This is a genomic window from Pseudaquabacterium pictum (genome assembly GCF_005403045.1).
GTDB classification, from domain to species: domain Bacteria; phylum Pseudomonadota; class Gammaproteobacteria; order Burkholderiales; family Burkholderiaceae_C; genus Pseudaquabacterium; species Pseudaquabacterium pictum.
The window spans coordinates 1-22,506 of the sequence record NZ_BJCL01000005.1 but is presented as its reverse complement, the minus strand read 5'-3'; the positions used below and the strand labels follow the sequence as shown (position 1 = coordinate 22,506).

At 70.0% G+C, this 22,506-nt stretch carries 21 protein-coding genes and 2 tRNA genes; 1 reads left to right on the top strand and 22 read right to left on the bottom strand.

Annotated elements, in window-relative coordinates; translation table 11 throughout:
- Nucleotides 1–14: 14 nt before the first annotated feature.
- From FFT10_RS11310 to FFT10_RS11295, 4 genes are read right to left on the bottom strand one after another with little or no spacing between them, the layout of a single operon-like run.
- Complete coding sequence (locus tag FFT10_RS11310; protein ID WP_137732937.1) at nucleotides 15–434, bottom strand: acyl-CoA thioesterase; 420 nt, start codon at nucleotides 432–434, stop codon at nucleotides 15–17.
- Nucleotides 431–1,207 carry an SDR family NAD(P)-dependent oxidoreductase gene (locus tag FFT10_RS11305; protein WP_137732936.1) on the bottom strand — a complete coding sequence of 259 codons (777 nt, stop codon included), beginning with the start codon at nucleotides 1,205–1,207 and terminating at the stop codon, nucleotides 431–433. Before FFT10_RS11305 ends, FFT10_RS11310 begins: the two co-directional genes overlap by 4 nt.
- 9 nt (nucleotides 1,208–1,216) lie before the next feature.
- On the bottom strand, nucleotides 1,217–3,103 hold the full coding sequence (locus FFT10_RS11300; RefSeq protein WP_137732935.1) for a feruloyl-CoA synthase: 1,887 nt from the start codon (nucleotides 3,101–3,103) through the stop codon (nucleotides 1,217–1,219).
- Nucleotides 3,100–3,909: a crotonase/enoyl-CoA hydratase family protein gene (locus FFT10_RS11295; RefSeq protein ID WP_137732934.1), complete on the bottom strand. Its 810-nt coding sequence runs from the start codon at nucleotides 3,907–3,909 to the stop codon at nucleotides 3,100–3,102. Before FFT10_RS11295 ends, FFT10_RS11300 begins: the two co-directional genes overlap by 4 nt.
- A gap of 160 nt (nucleotides 3,910–4,069) precedes the next feature.
- On the opposite strand from FFT10_RS11295, the gene FFT10_RS11290 reads away from it, so the two are divergent.
- The gene (locus tag FFT10_RS11290) at nucleotides 4,070–4,942 is read left to right on the top strand and encodes an amidohydrolase family protein (protein WP_137732933.1); all 873 of its coding nucleotides are present in this window, start codon (nucleotides 4,070–4,072) and stop codon (nucleotides 4,940–4,942) included.
- Here FFT10_RS11290 and FFT10_RS11285 read toward each other — a convergent pair.
- The 18 genes from FFT10_RS11285 to FFT10_RS11200 form a co-directional block, all read right to left on the bottom strand.
- Nucleotides 4,926–6,725 (bottom strand): putative bifunctional diguanylate cyclase/phosphodiesterase, encoded by a 1,800-nt coding sequence (locus FFT10_RS11285; protein WP_137732932.1) that lies wholly within the window; start codon nucleotides 6,723–6,725, stop codon nucleotides 4,926–4,928. The genes FFT10_RS11290 and FFT10_RS11285 overlap by 17 nt on opposite strands.
- 15 nt (nucleotides 6,726–6,740) lie before the next feature.
- Complete coding sequence (locus tag FFT10_RS11280) at nucleotides 6,741–8,063, bottom strand: sensor domain-containing diguanylate cyclase (protein ID WP_137732931.1); 1,323 nt, start codon at nucleotides 8,061–8,063, stop codon at nucleotides 6,741–6,743.
- A gap of 10 nt (nucleotides 8,064–8,073) precedes the next feature.
- The gene (locus tag FFT10_RS11275; RefSeq protein WP_137732930.1) at nucleotides 8,074–8,466 is read right to left on the bottom strand and encodes a PAS domain-containing protein; all 393 of its coding nucleotides are present in this window, start codon (nucleotides 8,464–8,466) and stop codon (nucleotides 8,074–8,076) included.
- Nucleotides 8,467–8,540: 74 nt separating this feature from the next.
- The gene (locus tag FFT10_RS11270; protein WP_137732929.1) at nucleotides 8,541–9,320 is read right to left on the bottom strand and encodes a DUF169 domain-containing protein; all 780 of its coding nucleotides are present in this window, start codon (nucleotides 9,318–9,320) and stop codon (nucleotides 8,541–8,543) included.
- A 149-nt stretch (nucleotides 9,321–9,469) separates the two neighbouring features.
- A tRNA-Glu gene (locus tag FFT10_RS11265) sits at nucleotides 9,470–9,545 on the bottom strand.
- A 42-nt stretch (nucleotides 9,546–9,587) separates the two neighbouring features.
- Nucleotides 9,588–9,663, bottom strand: a tRNA-Ala gene (locus FFT10_RS11260).
- A gap of 51 nt (nucleotides 9,664–9,714) precedes the next feature.
- Nucleotides 9,715–11,121 carry a glutamate--tRNA ligase gene (gene gltX / locus FFT10_RS11255; RefSeq protein WP_137732928.1) on the bottom strand — a complete coding sequence of 469 codons (1,407 nt, stop codon included), beginning with the start codon at nucleotides 11,119–11,121 and terminating at the stop codon, nucleotides 9,715–9,717.
- A gap of 12 nt (nucleotides 11,122–11,133) precedes the next feature.
- Nucleotides 11,134–12,372, bottom strand: coding sequence for an O-succinylhomoserine sulfhydrylase (locus FFT10_RS11250; protein WP_137732927.1), 1,239 nt, complete (start codon nucleotides 12,370–12,372; stop codon nucleotides 11,134–11,136).
- A gap of 26 nt (nucleotides 12,373–12,398) precedes the next feature.
- The gene (gene purF, locus FFT10_RS11245; RefSeq protein WP_137732926.1) at nucleotides 12,399–13,925 is read right to left on the bottom strand and encodes an amidophosphoribosyltransferase; all 1,527 of its coding nucleotides are present in this window, start codon (nucleotides 13,923–13,925) and stop codon (nucleotides 12,399–12,401) included.
- Nucleotides 13,926–13,996: 71 nt separating this feature from the next.
- Nucleotides 13,997–14,494, bottom strand: coding sequence for a CvpA family protein (locus FFT10_RS11240; protein ID WP_137732925.1), 498 nt, complete (start codon nucleotides 14,492–14,494; stop codon nucleotides 13,997–13,999).
- An 11-nt stretch (nucleotides 14,495–14,505) separates the two neighbouring features.
- Nucleotides 14,506–15,276 carry an SPOR domain-containing protein gene (locus FFT10_RS11235; RefSeq protein ID WP_137732924.1) on the bottom strand — a complete coding sequence of 257 codons (771 nt, stop codon included), beginning with the start codon at nucleotides 15,274–15,276 and terminating at the stop codon, nucleotides 14,506–14,508.
- Nucleotides 15,277–15,347: 71 nt separating this feature from the next.
- Nucleotides 15,348–16,643, bottom strand: a complete 1,296-nt coding sequence (folC, locus tag FFT10_RS11230) for a bifunctional tetrahydrofolate synthase/dihydrofolate synthase (protein WP_137732923.1) — start codon at nucleotides 16,641–16,643, stop codon at nucleotides 15,348–15,350.
- A gap of 61 nt (nucleotides 16,644–16,704) precedes the next feature.
- Nucleotides 16,705–17,577 carry an acetyl-CoA carboxylase, carboxyltransferase subunit beta gene (gene accD / locus FFT10_RS11225; protein ID WP_137732922.1) on the bottom strand — a complete coding sequence of 291 codons (873 nt, stop codon included), beginning with the start codon at nucleotides 17,575–17,577 and terminating at the stop codon, nucleotides 16,705–16,707.
- Nucleotides 17,578–17,596: 19 nt separating this feature from the next.
- The gene (trpA, locus tag FFT10_RS11220; protein WP_137732921.1) at nucleotides 17,597–18,409 is read right to left on the bottom strand and encodes a tryptophan synthase subunit alpha; all 813 of its coding nucleotides are present in this window, start codon (nucleotides 18,407–18,409) and stop codon (nucleotides 17,597–17,599) included.
- Nucleotides 18,406–19,707: a tryptophan synthase subunit beta gene (trpB, locus tag FFT10_RS11215; protein WP_137732920.1), complete on the bottom strand. Its 1,302-nt coding sequence runs from the start codon at nucleotides 19,705–19,707 to the stop codon at nucleotides 18,406–18,408. The genes trpA and trpB overlap by 4 nt, the downstream gene beginning before the upstream one ends.
- Before the next feature lie 43 nt (nucleotides 19,708–19,750).
- On the bottom strand, nucleotides 19,751–20,416 hold the full coding sequence (locus FFT10_RS11210; RefSeq protein WP_137732919.1) for a phosphoribosylanthranilate isomerase: 666 nt from the start codon (nucleotides 20,414–20,416) through the stop codon (nucleotides 19,751–19,753).
- 6 nt (nucleotides 20,417–20,422) lie between these two features.
- A complete protein-coding gene (truA, locus tag FFT10_RS11205; RefSeq protein WP_137732918.1) occupies nucleotides 20,423–21,208 on the bottom strand; it encodes a tRNA pseudouridine(38-40) synthase TruA in 786 nt (261 codons plus the stop codon).
- Nucleotides 21,208–22,506 (bottom strand): motility hub landmark protein FimV (locus FFT10_RS11200; protein WP_306446571.1); only part of this gene is annotated, 1,299 nt, incomplete at its 5' end. The genes FFT10_RS11200 and truA, both read right to left, overlap by 1 nt.

Genomic DNA, 22,506 nt, shown 5'->3' with positions numbered 1-22,506 from the left:
GCTTCAGGTGGGCATCAAGTGCACAGGGCCTTGATGTCGTCGGGAACCGGGATGGCGCGGATGCGGTCGGGGTTGTCGGCATCGCGCACGCAGAAGGCACGCACCTCGGTGCCCTCGCAGATCAATGTGTCGCCACGCTTGATGACATGGCGCTGGCGGAAGGTCTTGGCAGCCCAGGACTCGATGCTGGTGTGCACCTCCAGCGTCTCGCCGTAGGTGGCCGCCTGGATGAACTTGGTGTGGATCTCCAGCAGCGGCGTGCCGATGATGCCGCGGGTCTTCACCAGCTCGCGCCAGGGTGGAATGCCGCAGGCCATGAAGAAGGCCAGGCTGGCGGTGTCCATCCACTTGCTGAAGTTGGGAAAGAACACGATGCCGGCCGGGTCGCAGTCGCCGAAGCAGACCTCGACCCGGTGGACGTGAACCTTGCTCACCTCGGCGCCATCCGCAGCGCGCCATCCAGGCGGATGACCTCGCCATTCAGGTGGCCGTTGCGCACGATCTCGAGTGCCATCGACGCGAACTCGCCCGGGTCGCCCAGCCGCTTGGGGAACGGGATGCTGGCGGCCAGGCTCTGCTGCACGGCTTCCGGCAACTGCTGGAGCAGCGGCGTGGCGAAGATGCCCGGAGCGATGGTGCAGACGCGGATGCCCCACTGCGCCAGGTCGCGCGCCAGCGGCAGCGTCATGCCGACCACGCCGCCCTTGCTGGCGCTGTAGGCCTCCTGGCCGACCTGGCCGTCGAAGGCGGCCACGCTGGCGGTGTTGACCATCACGCCGCGCTCGCCGCTGTTCAGCGCGTCGTCCAGCGGCTCGGTGGCGGCGATGCGGGCGGCCGTCAGGCGGGCCACGTTGTAGGTGCCGATCAGGTTGATCTTCACCACCCGCTCGAAGTCTTCCAGCGGCGCGGGCGATCCATCCTTGCCGATGATGCGCTTGGCGGTGCCGATGCCGGCGATGTTCATCACGATGCGCGGCACGCCGTGCGCGGCAGTGGCGGCATCCAGCGCGGCGGTGACGGATTCGCTGTTGGTCACATCGCAGATGCAGGCGATGCCGGCGATGTCGGCTGCCACGCGCTGCGCGTTGGCGGCGTTCACATCGAGCACCGCCACCTTGGCGCCGCCGGCGGCCAATGCGCGGGCCACCGCCTCGCCCAGCCCCGAGCCACCGCCGGTGACGATGGCGCTTTGTCCCTGGATGTTCATCGTCGCTCCTCAGCCCTTGTTCGGAAGAATCAGGAAGGGGTCAGCCGCCGTGCCCTCGTACAGCGCCTGCACCAGCGCATCACGGTGCTGCAGCACGGCGCGCTGGTTGATCGAGCCCTTGTCGGTGACCTCGCCCTTGTCGATGGACGGCGGCTCGGCCAGCACATGCAGCCTGGCCACCCGGCTGGCGCTGCCGGTGGCGTCGCGCCACAGCCGGTCGGCCAGTTGCTGGAAGCGCGAGCGCACCACCGGGTGGTGCAGCACCTCGGGCAGCGGCACATCGTCGCCCAGGCCGGCCAGCTTGCGGCATTCATCGGGCCGCGGGAACAGCATGGCGCCCACGTCGTCGCGGTTGATGCCGGTGATCACCGCGTCCTGCACCAGCGGGTCGCCGGCGGCGATGATCTTGGCCCGCAGCGGCCCCACGCTGACGAAGGTGCCGGTGCTGAGCTTGAAGTCCTCGGCGGTGCGGCCGTCGAAGAACACGCCCTTCTGGATGTCGTCGGGGTCGATCAGGCGCCCCGCATCCCCGGTGCGGTAGAAGCCTTCGTCGTCGAAGGCATCGGCCGTCTGCTCGGGCGCGCGCCAGTAGCCGGGCATCACGTTCGGGCCCTTGAAGCGGATCTCCAGCTTGCCGCCGGTGCTGTCGTCCTTGACCAGCTTGACCTCCACGCCCGGCACCGGCAGGCCGATGTGGCCCGAGCGGGTGTCGGTGCCCACCGCGAACATGCAGGCCGGCGCCGTCTCGGTCATGCCCAGGCCGGTGACCATGCGCAGCCGCTCGCCCACCGCCGCCTCGCCATGGGCGTCGAGCTTGTCCCACACCGCCTGGGCCAGGCCGGCGCCGGCGAACATGAAGGCCTTGCAGCGCTTGAACAGGCTGTCGCGCAGCACCGTGTCGGTGTCCATCGCGCTGGCGATCTCCTCGAAGCCCTTGGGCACGTTGAAGTACACCGTGGGCGCGATCTCGCGCAGGTTGCGCAGCGTCTCGGCAATGCCCTTGGGCGTGGGCTTGCCGTCGTCGATGTACAGCGTGCCGCCGTTGTAGACGGTGATGCCGATGTTGTGGTTGCCGCCGAAGGTGTGGTTCCAGGGCAGCCAGTCGACCAGCACCGGCGGCTCCTCGGCCAGGAAGGCCATGCACTGGCGCACCTGCTGCTGGTTGGCGCAGACCATGCGCTGGGTGTTGACCACGCCCTTGGGCGCCTTGGTGGACCCCGAGGTGAACAGGAACTTGGCGATGGTGTCGGGGCCGACGGCCGCATGGGCTGCGGCCAACGCGGCGCCCGGCTCGGCGGCCAGCAGCGCGTTGAAGCCCAGCACCCGGCGGCCGGCCAGCGGGCCGTCGGCCGCAGCCTCCGCGGCGCCGTCGGTCAGCGCGACGGGCACATCGGCCGGCAGCACGGTGGCGATGGCCTTGGCAAAGCGGGCATCGGAGGCGAACACCAGCCCCGGCGTCACCACGCCCAGGATGTGGCGCAGCTTGCCGTAGTCCTGCGACACCAGCGAATAGGCCGACGACACCGGCGCATACGGCACGCCGGCCCACATCGCGCCCATGGCCAGGGTGAAGTGCTCCAGGTCGTTCTCGCTGAGGATGGCCAGCGGCCGGTCCACTGACAGCCCCAGGTCCAGCAGCGCCTGGCCCACGGCCTGGGCACGCTGCAGCATCTGCGCATAGCTGATGCGGATCCACTGGCCGTCGGGCCCGCGGCGGGCGACCAGGGTGCGGTCGGGCGCTTCGGCGGCCCACTGCTCCAGCGCGTCGGTCAGGCGGTCGGGGAACCAGCGCAGCGGCTCGGTGGAACGCAGCACCAGCGATCCATCCGGCCGGTGCTCGGCCGTGGCGCTGACGCAGCCGCCGACGCTGGCATCGCGGTACTTGGCGTTGCTCATGACTTCGTCACCTTCGCGGCCTTGCCCTCCAGGAAGGCGCGCAGCCGTGCCTGCGCCTCGGGCGTGTTGCTGGCGGCGGCAGCCATCAGCGATTCGGTGAACAGGCCCTCGCTGGGCGACTGCTCGACGATGCGCGGCAGCGCATGCATCACCGCAAAGGCGGTCATCGGCGAATTGGCCGCCATCTTCTGCGCCAGCGCGATGCCCTTGGCCAGGCCTTCGCCGTCGCGCACCCGGTACTGCACCAGGCCGGCGCGGTCGCCCTCGTCGGCGTCGTAGACGCGGCCGGTGAGCATCATGTCGGTCATGCGGGCCGTGCCCATCAGCCGCGGAATGCGCACCGAGCCGCCGCCGCCGACAAAGATGCCGCGCTGGCCCTCGGGCAGGCCGAAGTAGGCCGAATCCTCGGCCACGCGGATCTGGCAGGCTGCGGCCAGCTCCAGCCCGCCGCCCACCACCGCGCCGTGCAGCACTGCCACCACCGGCACGGTGCCGAACTGGATGGCGTCGAAGGCCGCATGCCAGGAGCGCGAGTGCAGGATGGCGCCCTTCATGTCGCGCTCGACCAGCTCCGACAGGTCCAGCCCGGCGCAGAAGTGGGCGCCGGCGCCGCTGACCACCACGGCCTTCACCGTCTCGGGCAGGTTGACGAAGGCGGTGTGGATCTGCGCCACCAGGCCGTCGCTGATGGCATTGCGCTTGGCCGGCCGGTTGAGCTGGATGTGCAGCACGGCATCGGCCTGGCTGATGGCCAGCAGGTCCAGCGAGGCCAGCAGGCCGGTGACGGGAGTGAAGTCAGGACTCATCGAGGCGCCAGGCTATGGAGTGGCACTAAGATAGTTCAATTCATGAACTGAATGATTAGGGCAAACCCGAAGTTTCGCCCAGATCAAGCAGCGCAGAATCCGGCAGCGCCAGCGCTCACGCCCTGCTTTTGCTTCCAATTCTTAATCATCAAGGCCCGCCATGAAGATCGACGACCTGATCGCCATCGACATCCACACCCATGCCGAGGTGTCGTGCTGGAACCCGTTCGACAACTACGGCGAGGAGTACGACCGCGCGGCCGACAAGTACTTCGGCAGCAACCGCCGGCCCACCATCGAGGAGACGGTGGCCTACTACCGCGAGAAGAAGATCGGCCTGGTGATGTTCACCGTCGACAGTGAGAGCCAGCTCGGCCGGCGCCGCATCCCGAACGAGGAGATCTGCGAGGCGGCGCAGAAGAACAGCGACATGATGATGGCCTTCGGCAGCATCGATCCCCACAAGGGCAAGATGGGCGCGCGCGAGGCGCGGCGCCTGATCGAGAGCCACGGCGTCAAGGGCTTCAAGTTCCACCCCACGGTGCAGGGCTTCCTGCCCTACGACCGCATGGCCTGGCCGCTGTACGAGGTGATCGCCGAGTACAAGCTGCCCGCCATCTTCCACAGCGGCCACTCGGGCATCGGCTCGGGCATGCGCTGCGGCGGCGGCCTGCGCCTGCAGAACAGCAACCCGATGCTGCTGGAGGACGTGGCGATCGACTTCCCCGACATGCAGATCGTCATCGCCCACCCCAGCTGGCCTTGGCAGGACGAGGCGCTGAGCCTGGCGCTGCACAAGCCCAACGTGTGGATCGACCTGAGCGGCTGGAGCCCGAAGTACTTTCCGCAGCAGCTGGTGCAGTACGGCAACACCCTGCTGAAGGACCGCATGCTGTTCGGCAGCGACTACCCGCTGATCACGCCCGAGCGCTGGATGAAGGACTTCGACGAGGCCGGCTACAAGGACAAGGTGAAGCCGCTGATCCTGAAGGAGAACGCGATGCGGCTGCTGGGGCTCAAGCCGGCGGCGTGACCGCCGGTGTGGCGGCCACCGGCGGCGTGACCGCCGTTGTGGTGCCAGCGCCCTGGCGCGCTGCCAGCCACTCGGCCAGCGCCGCGGCGGGCATCGGCCGGCCGAACCAGTAGCCCTGGCCCTTCTGGCACTGCAGGGCCTGCAGCACGCGGGCCTGGCCGGGTGTCTCGATGCCCTCGGCCACCGTGCCCATGCCCAGGCTCTGCGCCACCTCCACCGTGGCCTTGACCAGCGCGCGGTGGTGGGCGCTGGTCTCCAGCTGGCTGACGAAGGAGCGGTCGATCTTCACCAGGTCCACCGGCAGCTGGTGCAGGCTGGACAGCGACGAATAGCCGGTGCCGAAGTCGTCCAGCGCCAGCGTCAGGCCCAGCGCCTTCAGCGCCTGCAGGCGCTGGCGCACCGCGTCGTCCTGCGCGGCCAGGCTTTCGGTCACCTCCAGCTGCAGCGCCCCCGGCGGCATGCCGCTGCCCTCCAGGGTGCGCTGCACCTGCACCACCAGGTGCGGCTCGCACAGCTGGGCCCGCGACAGGTTCACCGACAGGCCCTGCGGCGCCAGCGGCCCCAGGGTCTGGCGCCAGGCCATGAACTGACGGCAGGCCGTCTCCAGCACGAAGCCACCCAACGCACCGATCAGGCCGGTCTGCTCGGCGATCTCGATGAAGGCCGGCGGCGGCACCATGCCGCGCAGCGGGTGCTGCCAGCGCACCAGCGCCTCCACCCCCACACCGGCGCCGTCGTGGTCACCCAGCCAGACGATGGGCTGGTACACCACGAACAGTTCGCCGCGGTCCAGCGCCTGGCGCAGTTCGGTCTCGACCAGGCCGCGGTAGGTGGCGCGCACCTTCATCGCCGGATCGAACACCGCATGGCGCGCACCGCCGGCACGCTTGGCCTCGCGCATCGCGATGCCGGCATCCTGCAGCACGCTGTCGGCATCGGCGCCGGGCACCGAGCCGCCCAGGCTGATGCCCACGCTGACACCCAGGTGCAGCACCAGACCGTCGATGGCATAGGGCTGCGACAGCGTCTGCACCAGGCGTGCAGCCACGCGCTGCACATCGTCGGCGCCGCGCAGGCCCTCGAGCACCACCACGAACTCGTCGCCACCCAGCCGGGCCGCGGTGGACGCCGGTGGCACCGCGCGCCCCACCGCATCACCCGGACGCAGCGTGGCGCCCAGGCGCTGGGCCATCTGGCGCAGCAGCGCATCGCCCACGGCCGTGCCGTGGGCGAGGTTGATCTGGTTGAAGCGATCGGCGTTGACGAACAGCACCGCCAGCTGCACGCCGGATGGATCGGCCTGCGCAGCCAGGGCCTGCGCGATGCGCTCACGCACCACCGCGCGGTTGGGCAGCGCGGTCAGCGCGTCGATGCGGCCCACGTCGTGCAGCTGGCGGGCCAGGCGGTGCTGCTCCTCGCGCACGGTGTGGCTCACGTCGCTGAGGCTGCACATCAGCGTGCCTGCGTCCAGCCGGGTGATGCTCAGCGCCAGCGTCTGCAGCGCGCGGCCATCGCTGGCGGGCAGCGGCAGGCGCAGGCCGTCACAGACCACGCTGCCTGGCGTGGTGTGGGCAGCGGCCAGGCCGCGCAGCGTCGGCGCCACCGGCGCCAGCACGTCGAACAGGTTGCCCAGGTCGCCGGTTGGCGCCAGCGGCATCAGCAGCTGGGCCGACATCGGGTTGATCATCGTGACCTCGCCGTCGGGCCGCGCCTGCAGCAGGCCGATCGGTGCCCGGTAGAGGAACTCCACCAAGGCCTCGTAGGCCACCTGCTCCGGTGCCATGGGTCGGGCGGTCCGTCAGCCAGCCTGGGCGGCCAGCGCGGCATGCCGCAGGCCGGGCTGCCAGCATTCGACACGGTTGCGGCCCAGCGCCTTGGCCTGGTAGAGCGCCAGGTCGGCGCGCTTGATCAGCGCGTCCAGGCCATCCACCTCGGCGTCCATGGCCGCCACGCCGGCGCTCATGGTGCAGCGGATCGGCACGCCGTCGACCAGCACCTCCCGGTCGGCCACCGCCTGGCACAGGCGCCAGGCCGCAGCCCGGGCGCCGTCCAGATTGGTGCCGGGCAGCAGCACCAGGAATTCCTCGCCACCGCTGCGGGCCACCAGGTCCAGGTTGCGGAAGGTGGCGCCCAGCCCGGCCGCCAGGTGGCGCAGCACGGCATCGCCGGCGGCATGGCCGTGGCGGTCGTTGATCTGCTTGAAGTGGTCGGCGTCGAAGGCCACCAGGGCCAGCGGCCGCGGCTGGCGCTGCCAGCGGTGCAGTTCCAGCTCGGCCGCCTCGAAGAAGGCGCGGCGGTTGGCCAGGCCGGTGAGGTGGTCGCACAGCACCGAGCGGCGCAATGCCTCGTTGGCCTCGCGGCGGTCGGTGATGTCGCGGATGATCAGGCTGTAGGCCCGCTCGTCCGGCCGCTGGTCGCCTGGCGCGTGCAGCGGCGCGATCAGGCAGCTGCCCCAGAAGCGGCTGCCATCGGCGCGCATGCGCCAGCCTTCGTCCAGCGTCCAGCCGTGCAGATCGGCCTCCAGCAGGCGGTCGGCCAGGCGCTGCGGCGGCAGCTGGCCGTCCGGGTAGAACAGCGCCAGCGGGCGGCCCAGCACCTGGTCGCTGCCGTGGCCGGTCAGCCGCTCGACGCTGGCGTTCCAGGCCGAGATGCGGCCCTCGGCGTCCAGCGGCAGCAGGGCGTAGTCGTTGATGCTGCTGACGATGGAGTGGATCCAGGCCTGGCTGTGGCGCAGGGCGCGGTCACGCTGCACCGCCTGGGTGATGTCGCTGAGCACCGCCATCAGCCGCTCGCTGTCGAGCTTGAGTAGGGTCAGCGACAGCACCTGCGGTCCGGCGGCGCCATCGGTGCAGGCGCCGATGGGCAGCTGCATCGCCTCGCACACCAGGCCATGGGTGTCCTGGAAGCTGGCCGCACGGTGCGCCAGGTCGGGTGCCACCGCCTGCAGCGCGGTGAACAGGTTGTCCAGGCAACCGTCGGGGACCAGCGGCATCAGCAGCTGGGCGCACAGCGGGTTGACCATCAGGATCTCGCCGTCCGGCCGTGCCTGCACCAGGCCGATCGGGGCCATGTACAGGAACTGCAGCAGCGCCTCGTGGTCCTGTGACGTCTGATCGTCCATGGCGCGGTGCTCAGCTCGGGCGCAGCACCAGCACGTAGCGCATGCCCTCGCCCGGCGTGGCCAGCAGCCGCAGCTTGACCTTGACCGGGCGCATGCGCAGCGTCAGCACGTAGTCGATGGTCACGTCCAGCGGCAGGGCCGCGGTGGCAGCGTCGACAAAGCGCTGCGCCACCATGAAGTTGTTCATGCAGGGCGCCACCACGGTGAACAGCGGATGGCCCAGAACGCGCTGCGATGACAGCCCGGCCAGGCGGGACTCAAAGGCGTTGTAACGGCGCACCACACCCGACGCGTCGATGCCGATGACGCCGAACTCCAGCGTGTCGATGTCGGCGTCGGACAGTTGCTGCAGGGCTGGCAGCAGGCCGGCGTCGGAGAAGTGCAGGGCTTGCAGTGTGGACATGGCGGGGCTGGATTGGCAGGTGGCGTCCTTCTGGCTATCGGCCGCCACCCTCCAAACCTGAGCCCTGCCCTGCGTCAGCGCGCGCCGTAGCTGGCGGCCATGCCGGCGCGCACGTCGTTCTGCACGCCGTAAGGCGGGATCGGATAGCGCAGGCCGTTGGCCGACAGACGCTTGAGGCCCTCCACCGCCTGCGCCAGCTGCGCCGGCTTCAATGCCATCAGCAGTTCGTCGTCGGGCACGCCGCCGTAGCGCCGTTCGGGAAAGCAGGGCAGCGCCAGGCTGGGCTCGCCGGTGGCGAGCGCCCGGCCCCAGCTGTCGGCGCAGGCCGATTCGCCCACTGCGCCCCATTCCAGCTTCTTGTAGCCGGCCCACTGCAGGCCGTTGACCAGCAGGATCATCTGCGCCGGGTTGGCATAGACCAGGGCAATGTCGGGCGCCGGCAGGCGGCCGGCGGCCAGCGGCGACGCCGCCATCGCGGTGTAGCGGCCATGCGGCACGCAGGTCATCGCCTTCTGGTGGGCCGCAGCGTCCGCCTCGGTGGCGAACCAGACGCCGGCGAAGGCCTTGCCCGCCTGGAAGCTGGCGTCCTGCGGCGCCAGGCCGATCACCGCACCGCACTGCTGACCCACCAGGTCGTCGACGGTGATGCCCACGGTGAAGCCCAGGCGCGCCGCCTGGCCGACGATCTGGTCGGTGGTGTGCACGGTGCCCTTGGGCCGGCGGATCTTGGGCACGGCCAGCATGTCGTCGACGCGCTCGAACAGCTGCATCGCGATCGGCGTGGTCTTCAGCCGCAGCAGGCGGAACAGGTCGTCGACCAGGGCTGGCAGATCGAGGATGGACGTGTCGGACATGGGGCACCTGCGCGGCAGTGGAGGGGTGCGCCCATGGTGCACGCCGCGCGGTGCGGCGATAGCCCGCCGGCGACAGCGCCGCCAGAAACAAAAAAGAGCACCGAAGTGCTCTTTGCTTGCCACCGCTGCCGGTTGGCGGGCGGTGTATCTGGCGTCCCCTAGGGGATTCGAACCCCTGTAATCACCGTGAAAGGGTGGTGTCCTAGGCCTCTAGACGAAGGGGACTGAATTCACGACATCGTTTGAACAGCGCCATCAACTTGAAGTTGGTGGAGGTAAGCGGGATCGAACCGCTGACCTCTTGCATGCCATGCAAGCGCTCTCCCAGCTGAGCTATACCCCCACAGGTTTCACCTGTTGCTGTTCAAGCGAGTCCATGACTATAGCACAGCTTTCAAACGTGCTGCAAGCGCTCCAGCACGGTCCGGCGTTCAAACAGTGCCACCACCGCATCGACCGACGGCGTCTGGGTGCGGCCGCACAGCAGCGCGCGCAGCGGCATGGCCAGTTGCGGCATCTTCAGCTTGTGCTCGGCCAGGGTGTCCTTCAGCGCCTGGGCGATGGCAGCCTTGTCCCAGGCGCCATCGGCCAGGTTGGCCAGCCGGTCGCGCAGGCCCACCAGCGCCGGGCGCACCGCGTCGGTCAGGTGGGCAGCCAAGTCGTCGGCACTGGGCGTGACCGGGGCGAAATACATCTGCAGCCAGTCGGCCAGGTCGACGGTGGTGTTGCAGCGGTCCTTGAACAGCGCGCACATCGCCGCAAGCCGCGCATCGGCCGGCGCCTGCACGCCGCGGCCGGCCAATTGCGCCGCCACCAGGCCGGCCAGTCGGGCATCGTCGGCCTGCTTGATGTAGTGGGCATTCACCCAGCTGAGCTTGGCGGCATCCCACTGCGCCGGGCTTTTGCTGAGGTGGCTGCCGTCGAACCAGGCCACCATCTGGTCGAGGCTGAACAGTTCCTCGTCGCCATGGCTCCAGCCCAGGCGGGCCAGGTAGTTCAGCATGGCCTCGGGCAGGTAGCCGTTCTCCTCGTAGGCCGTGACGCTGACGGCGCCGCGGCGCTTGCTCAGCTTCTGTCCGTCCTCGCCCAGGATCACCGGGCAATGGCCGAACTGCGGCAGCGGCGCGCCCAGCGCGTTGAAGATGTTGATCTGCCAGGGTGTGTTGTTGATGTGCTCGTCGCCGCGGAAGACATGGGTGATGCCCATGTCCCAGTCGTCGACCACCACGGCGAAGTTGTAGGTCGGCACGCCATCCGGCCGCAGGATGATCAGGTCGTCGATCTCGGTGTTGCTGATGCTGATCGGGCCCTTGACCAGGTCGTTCCAGGTGACGATGCCGTCGGGCGGGTTGGCGAAGCGCACCACCGGCTGCACGCCGTCGGGTACCGCGGGCAGCACCTTGCCCGGTGCCGGGCGCCAGCGGCCGTCGTAGCCGGTCTTCTCGCCGCGGGCCTTCTGCGCCTCGCGCATCGCGTCCAGCTCGTCCGGGCTGCACCAGCACTTGTAGGCGGTGCCGGCAGCCAGCATCTGGTTCACCACCGCGTGGTAGCGCGCCAGGCGCTGCATCTGGTAGACCGGGCCTTCGTCGTAGCTCAGCCCCAGCCAGCGCATCGACGCCAGGATCTGGTCGACCGAATCCTGCGTGCTGCGGGCCACATCGGTGTCCTCGATGCGCAGCACGAACTGGCCGCCGTGGTGCCGCGCATAGGCCCAGGAATACAGCGCGGTGCGGGCCGTGCCCAGGTGCAGAAAGCCGGTGGGCGACGGGGCAATGCGGGTACGGACGGTGGGCTGGGTCATGTCAGGAATGGTTCAGCACAGCCCCAGGCCGCGCTGCAGGTCGTCGGTGATGTCGTCCACATGCTCCAGGCCGACGGCCAGGCGCACCAGGCCCTGGCCGATGCCGGCGGCCTGGCGCTGCGCCTCGGTCAGCCGGCCATGCGAGGTGGTGGCCGGGTGGGTGATGATGGACTTGGTGTCGCCCAGGTTGGTGGCGATGCTCAGCACCCGGGTGCTGTCGATGACGCGGAAGGCAGCGGCGCGGGCGGCCTCGGGTGAATCGGCCTTCACATCGAACGACACCACCGCGCCGCCCAGGCCGCTCTGCTGGGCCATCGCCAGCGCATGCTGCGGGTGCGAGGGCAGCCCGGGGTAGTGCACCCGGCTGACGGCAGGGTGCGCCTCCAGCCAGCGGGCCACTGCCAGCGCGGCCTCGCTCTGCGCCTTCATGCGCAGGTTCAGCGTCTCCATGCCCTTGAGCACCACCCACGCGTTGAACGGCGCAAGCGTCATGCCGACGGTGCGCAGGGTCGGCCCGAACACGTCGACGATCAGCTTCTTCGGCCCGGCCAGCGCGCCGGCCATCACCCGGCCCTGCCCGTCCAGGTACTTGGTGGCGGCATGCATCACCAGATCCGCGCCCAGGGCCAGCGGGCGCTGCAGCGCCGGCGAGCAGAAGGTGTTGTCCACCGTCAGCAGCGCGCCGTGCGCATGGGCGATCTCGGCCAGCGCCGCGATGTCGCACACCTCGGTCAGCGGGTTGGTGGGCGTCTCGGCGAACAGCAGCTTGGTCGTCGGTTTCAGCGCTGCACGCCACTCGGCCAGGTCGGTCTGCGAGACGAACGTGGTCTCGACGCCGAACTTGCCGAACTCCTTGCCCAGCAGGCCGATGGTGGAGCCGAACACCGAGCGCGAGCACACCACATGGTCGCCAGCCTTCAGCAGGCCCATGACCAGCAGCAGGATCGCGCTCATGCCGGTGGAGGTGGCGATGGCCGCCTCGGCGCCTTCCATCGCCGCCAGCCGTGCCTCGAAACTGCGCGTCGTCGGGTTGCTGGTGCGGCCGTAGGTGAAATCCTCGTTGTTGGCGAAGCGCCGGGCCGAGGTCTCGGAATCGGGCTGGACGAAGGCGGTGCTGAGGAACAGCGCCTCGGAGTTCTCGCCATGCTGGCTGGGCGCCATGGCGGTGCGCACCGCCAGCGTCTCGGGCCGCAGGCCGTCGGGCAGCCGGGCGCGGGCGATGCGGGCGGCTTCGGGATCGTGGTCGCTCATGGTCGGTGTCAGGGACTGAGGCAGGCTCAGGCGGGCTCGGCCCGGCTCTGCAGCGTCAGGCGGGTGCGGTCGTTGCTGTCCTCGTCGTCCTTGCGGGCGGCGGTGCGCTGGGCCTCGATGGCGGCGAAGTCGGCCACGCTGACATCGCCGGTGATGTACTGGCCGTCGAAGCAGCTGGCCTCGAAGCCGACGATGGCCGGGTTCAGCGCGCCCACCACCCGCTTCATCGCGTCCACGTCCTGGTAGATCAGCGCGTCGGCACCGATGAACTGGCGGATCTCCTCGACGGTGCGGTTGTGGGCGATCAGCTCTTCCGAGGTCGGCATGTCGATGCCGTAGACATTGGGATAACGGACCGGTGGCGCGGCCGAGGCCATGTAGACCTTGCGGGCGCCGGCCTCGCGGGCCATCTGCACGATCTCCTTGCTGGTGGTGCCGCGCACGATGCTGTCGTCGACCAGCAGCACGTTGCGGCCCTTGAACTCCACGCCGATGGCATTGAGCTTCTGGCGCACGCTCTTCTTGCGCGCCTGCTGGCCCGGCATGATGAAGGTGCGGCCGACGTAGCGGTTCTTCACGAAGCCCTCGCGGTAGGGCTTGCCGATCTTCTGCGCCAGCTGCATGGCGCTGGGCCGGCTGCTCTCGGGGATGGGGATGACCACGTCGATGTCGCTGGGCGGCATGGTGTTGATCACCCGCTGGGCCAGTGTCTCGCCCAGGTTCAGCCGCGCCTGGTAGACCGAGATGCCGTCGATCACCGAATCGGGCCGCGCCAGGTACACGTACTCGAACATGCAGGGGTGCAGCGTCGGTTGTTCGGCGCACTGCTGGGCATGCACCTTGCCGTCCAGGTCGATGAACAGGGCCTCGCCGGGCGCCACGTCGCGCACGGTGGTGTGGCCGGTGCCTTCCAGCGCCACGGTCTCGCTGGCCACCATGATCTCCGGACCGTCCGGGCCCTCGGCCACGCCGTAGACCAGCGGCCGGATGCCGTACGGATCACGGAAGGCCAGCAGGCCGTAGCCGGCGATCAGCGCGATCACCGCATACGAGCCGCGGATGCGCTGGTGCACCGCCCGCACCGCGCGGAACACCAGCTCGGGCGTCAGCGGCACGTCGCGGCCGCTGCGCTCCATCTCGTGGGCCAGCACATTGATCAGCACCTCGGTGTCGCTGCCGGTGTTGATGTGGCGGCGGTCGATGTCGAACAGCTCGGTCTTCAGCGCATGGGCATTGGTCAGGTTGCCGTTGTGCACCAGCACGATGCCGTAGGGCGCGTTGACATAGAAAGGCTGCGCCTCCTCTTCATTGAAGGCATTGCCAGCCGTGGGGTAGCGCACCTGGCCCAGGCCCACCGGGCCGGGCAGCGCCCGCATGTTGCGGGTGCGGAACACATCCTTCACCATGCCGCGGGCCTTGTGCATGAAGCACTGCGTGCCCTGCATGGTGACGATGCCTGCCGCGTCCTGGCCGCGGTGCTGCAGCAGCAACAGTGCGTCGTAGATGAGCTGGTTGACCGGCGCTTTGGAGATCACGCCAACGATGCCGCACATGGTGGAGAGTCCTGGAGGCTGGGAAAGATGGAGGGCGCCGTGGGCGAAGGGACAGCAGATGGGGACGTGGCTCAGGCCGGCAAGTGCCGGGCCACCTCGGCCGGCAGCACCGGCTTGATGCCCTGCAGCGCCACCCGCAGCAGGGCGGCGCCCTGGCTATCCTGCCAGGGTTGGCTGCGCGCTGCCGGCGTCAGCGTGACGATGGTGGCCGCGGCCAGCAGCAGCACGGCGCCGCGCAGCAGGCCGAAGGCGGCGCCCAGGCTGCGGTCGACCAGGGTCAGCGGCGTGGCATGCACCAGCAGGCGCACCAGCCGGGCCAGCAGCGTCCAGGCGATCAGCACGCCGATGAAGGTGAGCGCGAAGCCGGCACCCAGGTTCAAGGCGGAGCCGGGCAGGCCGATCGGCAAGTGCGGCGCCACCTGGGCCGAGTACAGCTGCGCGGCCACATAGGCCACCACCCAGCCCACCAGCGACATCAGCTCGAACACCAGCCCGCGCCACAAGCCCACCACCACCGACAGGCCGAGCACCGCCAGCAGCGTCCAGTCGACCCAGCCGAGCGCGGGCATGGCAGTGGCCGTCACAACGTGAGGATGGCCGCCGGCAGGCCACTGGCCTTGATGCGGGCGGCGGCCTTGTCGGCCTCGGCCTTGGTGGCGAACGGCCCCACCCGCACCCGGGTGCGCTTGGTGCCATCGACCTCCACCACCTGGGTGTAGGTCTTGAAGCCCAGCTGCTCGACCTTCTGCCGCGCTTCCTTCAGCTTGGCCGGCTCGGTGTAGGCGCCCACCTGCACCACGGTTCGGCCCGCGGGGGCGCTGGCTGGCGGCGTGGCGGCCTGGCCGTTGAGCAGGGCTTCGGCGCGGGCACCGTCATTGGTGGCCGGTGCAGGCCGGGAGGGTGCCGCGGCGGGCTTGGACGCCGGCACGGCCGGCTTGGGTGCGGCAGCCACCGCGGTCTCGCGCGCTGCGGGCGCCGAGGCCGGCGGCGGGATCTCGCGGCCGGCATCGGCGGCACGCTCGGTGATCTCGGCCGGCCGGGCCGCCGGGGCTTCGGCATCCGGGACCACCACCGCAGCCGATGCGGCCGACAGCGCCGGGCTGGGCCCGGGCGGGGCCAGCGGCGGGGCGCCGTCCTTGCGCGGAATCTCGATGGGAATGTTCACCGGCACCGGCCGCGGCTGGGTCTCGAACAGCAGCGGGAAGCCCACCACGCCGATGCCCAGCAGCACGGCCGCGCCGATCAGCCGGCGGCGGGCGCGGGTGCGGGCCGCCGCGACGGCATCGGGCTCGGCCGCCGGGGCATCGGCCGCGGCGTCGAATTGGCGTTGGAAGAGGGACAGCAGACCCATGCGGGCAGGGGCCGCAGCCGGTGGTGGTGAAGGGGTGTTGCGGCCGCCGGGGCCGGCGCCGGGGCTTGTTGTCAGCCCAGATGCCGGGCCGCCAGACGGGGCAAGCCGTCTTTCAGCACACCGCCCACGGTGAAGAACGATCCGAAGACCACGATTCTATCAGCGGGGTCTGCCGACGCAGCGGCCGCCTTCAGCGCCGCATCGGGGCTGGCGTGGGTGTGGATGGTGACGGTGCGCCCCCCCGCCGCGGCCTGTACCAGTGCCGCCAGCTCCTGGGCGCGCGCGGCGCGGGGCGTGGGCAGGTCGGTCAGGTGCCAGTGGTCGACCAGCGGCGCCAGGTGCGGCAGCAGCGTGGCCAGGTCCTTGTCGCGCATGGCGCCGAACACCGCATGCGTGGCCGGGTAGAAACCCATCTGATCGAGGTTGAGCGCCAGCGCCGCCACCGACTGCGGGTTGTGCGCCACATCCAGCACCAGGGTGGGCTGGCCCGGCACGATCTGGAAGCGCCCGGGCAATTCCACCATCGCCAGGCCGTTGCGCACCGCCTGGGCATTGACCGGCAGGCGGTCGCGCAGCGCCTCGAACACCGCCAGCACGCCGGCGGCGTTGAGCAACTGGTTGGCACCGCGCAGCGCCGGGTAGGCCAGGCCGTTGAAGCGGGTGCTGCGGCCGCGCCAGCCCCACTGCTGCTTGTCGCCCTGGAAGTTGAAGTCCACGCCCAGCTGGCGCAGGTCGGCGCCCAGTTCGGTGGCGCGGGCCTGCAGGCTGGCCGGCGGCTGCGGATCGCTGACCACCACGGGCCGGCCGGCGCGCATGATGCCGGCCTTTTCGCGGCCGATGGCCTCGCGGTTGTCGCCCAGGAACTCGGTGTGGTCCAGCGCGATGCTGGTGATCAGCGCCACGTCCGAGTCCACCGCGTTCACCGCGTCCAGCCGGCCGCCCATGCCCACTTCCAGGATCACCAGGTCCAGCGGCGCCTGCGACAGCGCCCGCATGATGACCAGGGTGGTGTACTCGAACCAGGTCAGCGTGATGCCCTGGCGCGCCGCCTCCACCGCCTGGAAGTGCTCGAGCAGCAGCGCGTCGCTAGCCATCTCGCCGTTGATGCGGCAGCGCTCGTTGAAGTGCACCAGGTGCGGCTTGATGTACAGGCCGACGCGGTAGCCGGCCTGCAGGGCGATGGCTTCCAGCATCGCGCAGGATGACCCCTTGCCGTTGGTGCCGGCCACCGCCACCACCGGCACGGTGAACTGCAGGCCCAGGCGCTGGCACAGCGCGGCCACCCGCTCCAGCGTCATGTCGATGGTCTTGGGGTGCAGCTGCTCGCAGTGGGCGAGCCATTGGTCCAGCGTGGTGGGCAGGGTCACGAGCGGCCTCGGAAAAGAAAGCGGGCCCACGCAGGGCCCGGTGGATGCGGCGCGGCGGGCCTCAGCTGACGGCGTCGGCGCTCTGGCGTTGCAGCATGGCCAGCATGCTGGCGATGGTCGGCCGCAGCTGCCGGCGGTCGACGATCTGGTCGATCGCGCCCTTGGTGATCAGGAACTCGGCGCGCTGGAAGCCTTCGGGCAGCTTCTCGCGCACGGTGTTCTCGATCACCCGCGGGCCGGCAAAGCCGACCAGCGCCTTGGGCTCGGCCAGCACCACATCGCCCACGAAGGCGAAGCTGGCCGACACGCCGCCCATCGTGGGGTCGCACAGCACGCTGATGTAGGGCAGCTTGGCTTTGGCCAGCCGGCCCAGGGCGGCATTGGTCTTGGCCATCTGGAACAGGCTGAACAGGCCTTCCTGCATGCGGGCGCCGCCAGTGGCGGTGAAGCAGACGAAGGGCACCTTCTGCTCCAGCGCGGCATGCACGCCCCGCACGAAGCGCTCACCCACCACCGAGCCCATCGAGCCGCCCATGAAGTCGAACTCGAAGCAGGCGGCCACCAGCGGCACGCTCATCACCGCGCCGCCGAAGACCACCAGCGCATCGGTCTCGCCGGTGGTTTCCAGCGCGTCCTTCAGACGCTCGGGGTACTTGCGGCTGTCCTTGAACTTCAGCGGGTCGACCGGCACCACCTCCTGGCCGATTTCCCAGCGGCCCTCGGCATCGAGGAAGGCATTGAGCCGTTCCCGCGCGCCGATGCGGTGGTGGTGGCCGCACTTGGGGCAGACGTTGACGTTCTGCGCCAGGTCGGTGTTGTAGAGCACCGTCTCGCAGGCCGGACACTTCACCCACAGGCCTTCGGGCACCGAGCGGCGCTCGGTCGGGTCGGTCTGTTGGATCTTCGGTGGCAGCAGTTTTTCCAGCCAGCTCATCAGGTGCTCTCCAGCAAGTTCACAGCGTGTCGAGTGCGGTGCGGATCTCGGCCATGAAGCCCTTGGCCACCGCTGCCGACTGCGCCCGCGGCGCCTCGTTCAGCAGTTGCACCAGGCGCGAGCCGATGACCACCGCATCCGACACCCGGGCCACGGCCTGGGCCGTCACCGCGTCACGGATGCCGAAGCCTACCCCAACCGGCACCTTGACATGCGCCCGGATGCGTGGCACCGCCTCGGCCACCGCGTCGGTGTCCAGGTGACCGGCGCCGGTGACGCCCTTCAGCGACACGTAGTAGACATAGCCAGTGGCCACCCGTGCCACGTCGCGGATGCGCTGCTCGGTGCTGGTGGGCGCCAGCAGGAAGATCAGGTCCATGCCGGCCGCCGCCAGGTCGGCCGAGAACTGCGCGCATTCCTCCGGTGGGTAGTCGACCACCAGCAGGCCGTCGACGCCGGCCTCGGCCGCATCGCGGATGAAGCGGCCGGCCCCGTGGGTCTGGTCGTAGCGCTCCACCGGGTTGGCGTAGCCCATCAGCACCACCGGCGTGGCGGTGTTGTGGCGGCGGAAGTCGCGCACGAAGCCCAGCACCTGGGTCAGGCCGATGCCGCGGGCCAGCGCCCGCTCGCTGGCCTGCTGGATCACCGGGCCGTCGGCCATCGGGTCACTGAAGGGCACGCCCAGTTCGATGATGTCGGCGCCGCCATCGGCCAGCGCCTGCATGATCTCGACGGTGGCATCGGAAAACGGGTCACCGGCGGTGACGTAGGGGATCAGCGCCTTGCGGCCCTGGGCCAGCAGCGTGGCCAGCGTCGACTGGATGCGGCTCATCGCAGCACCTCGATGTTCTGCACGCCACCCTTGACCGACTGGCCCTTGCAGGACGGCCGGCAATAGAAATCGGCATTGGACAGGTCGGCCACGGTGCCGATGTCCTTGTCGCCCCGGCCGCTCAGGTTCACCAGCAGGTGCTGGTCGGGGCGCATGGTGGCGGCCAGCTTCATCGCGTAGGCCACCGCATGGCTGGACTCCAGCGCCGGGATGATGCCCTCGGTGCGGCACAGGCGGTGGAAGGCGCTCAGCGCCTCGTCGTCGGTGATGCCCACGTACTCGGCCCGGCCGATGTCCTTCAGGAAGGCATGCTCCGGGCCGACGCCGGGGTAGTCCAGGCCGGCGGAGATCGAATGTGTCTCGGTGATCTGGCCGTTGGCGTCCTGCAGCAGGTAGGTGCGGTTGCCGTGCAGCACGCCCGGGCTGCCGGCGCTCAGGCTGGCGGAATGCTTGCCGGAATCCAGCCCCAGGCCGGCGGCTTCGACGCCGATCAGGCGCACGTTCTCGTGCGGGATGTACGGATAGAAGATGCCCATGGCATTGCTGCCACCGCCTACGCAGGCGATCACCGCATCGGGCTGGCGGCCGGCGGGGCCGCCGAGTTCGGCGATCTGCTGCGGCATCTGCACCAGGCATTCATCACCGATCACCCGCTGGAAGTCGCGCACCATCATCGGATACGGGTGCGGGCCAGCCACGGTGCCGATGATGTAGAAGGTGTTCTCCACATTCGTCACCCAGTCGCGCAGGGCCTCGTTCAGCGCGTCCTTCAGCGTCTTGCTGCCGCTTTCCACCGGCACCACACGGGCGCCCAGCAGGTGCATGCGGTAGACGTTGGGGCTCTGGCGCTTCACGTCTTCGCTGCCCATGTAGACCACGCATTCCATGCCGTAGCGGGCGCAGATGGTGGCGGTGGCCACGCCGTGCTGGCCGGCGCCGGTCTCGGCGATGACCCGCGGCTTGCCCATGCGCTTGGCCAGCAGGGCCTGGCCGATGGTGTTGTTGACCTTGTGCGCGCCGGTGTGGTTGACATCCTCGCGCTTCAGATGGATCTGCGCACCGCCGATCTCGCGGCTCATGCGGGCGGCGTGGTAGACCGGGCTGGGCCGGCCGACGAAATGCGCCAGCTCATGCCGGTACTCGGCCATGAAGGCCGGATCCTGGCTGTAGTGGGCGTAGGCAGCCTTCAGCTCGTCCAGCGCATGGGTGAGGGTCTCGGCGACGAAGCTGCCGCCGTAGTTCAATCCGTTGACCGGCCCGAAATGCCCGCGGGCATCGGGTTGTTGGTAGTCCAGCATGGGTGTCCTTCGGGCCCGGCTCAGTGGCCGGGCAATGGGTGGTTCAGCTGTCTGCGTCGGCAATGCGGGCATCGGCCTCGCGCACTGCATCGCAGAACTGGCGCATCAGCGCCGCATCCTTCAGGCCCTTGGCGACTTCGACGCCAGACGAGACGTCAACCGCCCAGGGCCGCACCTGCGTGATGCCATCGATCACGTTGGCAATGTGCAACCCACCAGACAAAACGACCGGACGGGGCACGCGGGCGGGAATGAGCGACCAATCGAATGCCTTTCCACCCCCACCATAGCCGTCGACGTGGGCATCGAGCAGGATGCCCGACGCGTGGGGATGCGCAGCCGCGAAGTCTAGCAAAGCGAAGCCCGGCGCCATGCGCGCGGCCCGCAAGTAGGGGCGTCCAGTCCGGGCATGCACCGCCTCGCAGTCGGCCGGGCTTTCGTCACCGTGGAACTGCAGCAGCGCATTCGGCACCGCCGCCAGCGTGGCCTGCAGCAGGGCCGCATCGGCATTGACCAGCAGGCACACCGGCGTGACGAAGGGCGGCAGCCGCTGGGCCAGTTCACCGGCGCGGTCGACGCTGACGGCGCGCGGGCTCTTGGCATACAGCACGAAGCCGATGGCGTCGGCGCCGGCCTCGACGGCCGCGTCCACGTCGGCCTCACGGGTGAGGCCGCAGATCTTGATGCGGGTGCGGGGGTGGAAGCTCATCGTTGCTCAGGGCAGCCAGTCCATCGCTGGCGTGTGCTCGGGCAGGCCCAGCGCCGCATCGTAGTACGGCCCGGCAAAGTACAGGCCGTCGGCGGCAAATGTGGGCGCGGCGGCATCGCGGTTGCGGGCGGCCAGCACCTCGCCCAGCCAGCCCGGCGGCTGGCGGCCGCTGCCCACGGCCACCAGGCAGCCCATGATGTTGCGCACCATGTGGTGCAGGAAGGCCGAGCCGTCGAAGTCGAAGCGCCAGTACGGGCCGCGCCGGTTGATGGTGATGGCGCGCAGGGTCTTCACCGGGCTCTTCGCCTGGCATTCCGACGAGCGGAACGACGAGAAGTCGTACTCGCCGACCAGCAGCACCGCCGCGGCGCGCATCGCCTCGGCATCCAGCGGCCGGAAGGTCCAGCCGACGGCGCCGGCCTCCAGCGCCGGGCGCATCGCCGATTCCAGCAGCAGGTAACGGTAGCGCCGGCCGCGGGCGTGGAAGCGGGCGTGGAAGTCATCGGGCACCGGCTGCGCCCACTGCAGGGCGATGTCGGCCGGCAGATGGCGGTTGGTTCCACGCAGCCAGCTGAAGGGCCCGCGCTCGACCGGACTGTCGAGGTGCACCACCTGGTTGAAGGCATGCACGCCGGCGTCGGTGCGGCCGGCGCAGACCGTCGTCACCGGCTGGTCGACGAAGGCGGTGAGCGCCGCCTCCAGCGCGTCCTGCACCGTCTGCCCGCCCGGCTGGCTCTGCCAACCGCGGTAGGCACCGCCGCGGTAGCTGACCCCGAGGGCCAGGCGCGGCATCAGTTCAGGGCGTCGAGCATGGCCTGGGCCTTGGCGCGCAGCGTGCCGCCGGCCTTGGCCACCACTTCTTCCAGCAGGTCGCGCGCGCCTTCCAGGTCGCCGATCTGGCGGAACTCCTCGGCCAGTTCCAGCTTGCGGGCCAGGGGGTCGTCGTCCAGGCTGCCGGAAGACACCGTCGTCGGGCCGGCCAGCGGGCCACGGTCGGTGGTGTCGAAATCACCAAAGTCGATGGTGGTGTCGCCACCACGCTTGCCCAGGTTGACGGTGGGCTCGCTGATGGTCGGCTGGCTGATGGTCGGACCGTCGTCCAGATCCATGGTGAGCGAATCCAGGTCCAGGTCCGGCGTGACCGGCGGCTGCTTGCGCCGCACCGGCATCGTGGGCTCTTCGTCGAAGTCCAGGCTCAGGTCGCCCGGGCGCTGGGCGCTGGGCACCAGCGGCTGGGTGGCCTGCATCGCACGGGCGCTGTCGCCGCCGTCGGGCAGGTCGAGGTTCAGGTCGAGGTCCAGATCGGTCAGCTGGGGCAGCTCCGAATCAGGCATCACCTCGGTCGACGGTGCCAGGATGGAATGCGGCTGCGTGGTGGCGCTGAGCGGCTCCACGACCACCCGCTCGCCATCGAGGATGATCTCCTCGGGGTGGCCGCCAGGCTGGTACAGCTGGTTGTCGGGGTCGATCTGCAGGCCCAGGGCCTGGGCCTGTGACCAATCGGCGCCAGTGCCCTTGGTCAGCGCATACAACTGGGTGGCCAGCAGCTCAAAGCCCTTGGTGTCGCGGCGCTTGGCATACACCTCCAGCAGCTTGGTGCGCACCGCCAGCCGGTCGGGCGTGGCGCGCATGGCTTCCTTGAGGATTTCCTCGGCCTGCAGGTCGCGGCCGTAGGCGAGGTAGACATCGGCCTCGGCCACGGGGTCGACATCGCCGATGGCGTCGAGTTGGCTGAGCGAGTAGCCCATCGAGCTGGCGTTGCTGTTGCTGCCGTCGCGGGTGTCCACCCGCTGGCCGCCGCTGGCGCCGAAGAACGAATCGGGCTGCATGCGGCTCTCGAGGAACGAGGTCTCGCTGGCCGCCTTCGGCCGGCCGCGCAACCGCCACACCGCCAGGCCGCCGAGTGCCAGCGCCAGCAGGCCGGCGCCGGGCAGCAACCAGGGGTTGCTGGTGAGGCTGTCGAAGACACTGGCGCCTGGCGCCTCGGCGGCCGGCAGGGGCGCCGGGCTGGGCAATGCCGGCGCCGGGCCGGATCCACCGCCGGCCGTGGCCGTGGGCGCCGGGCCGGCAGCGGCCGGGGCGGATGCCAC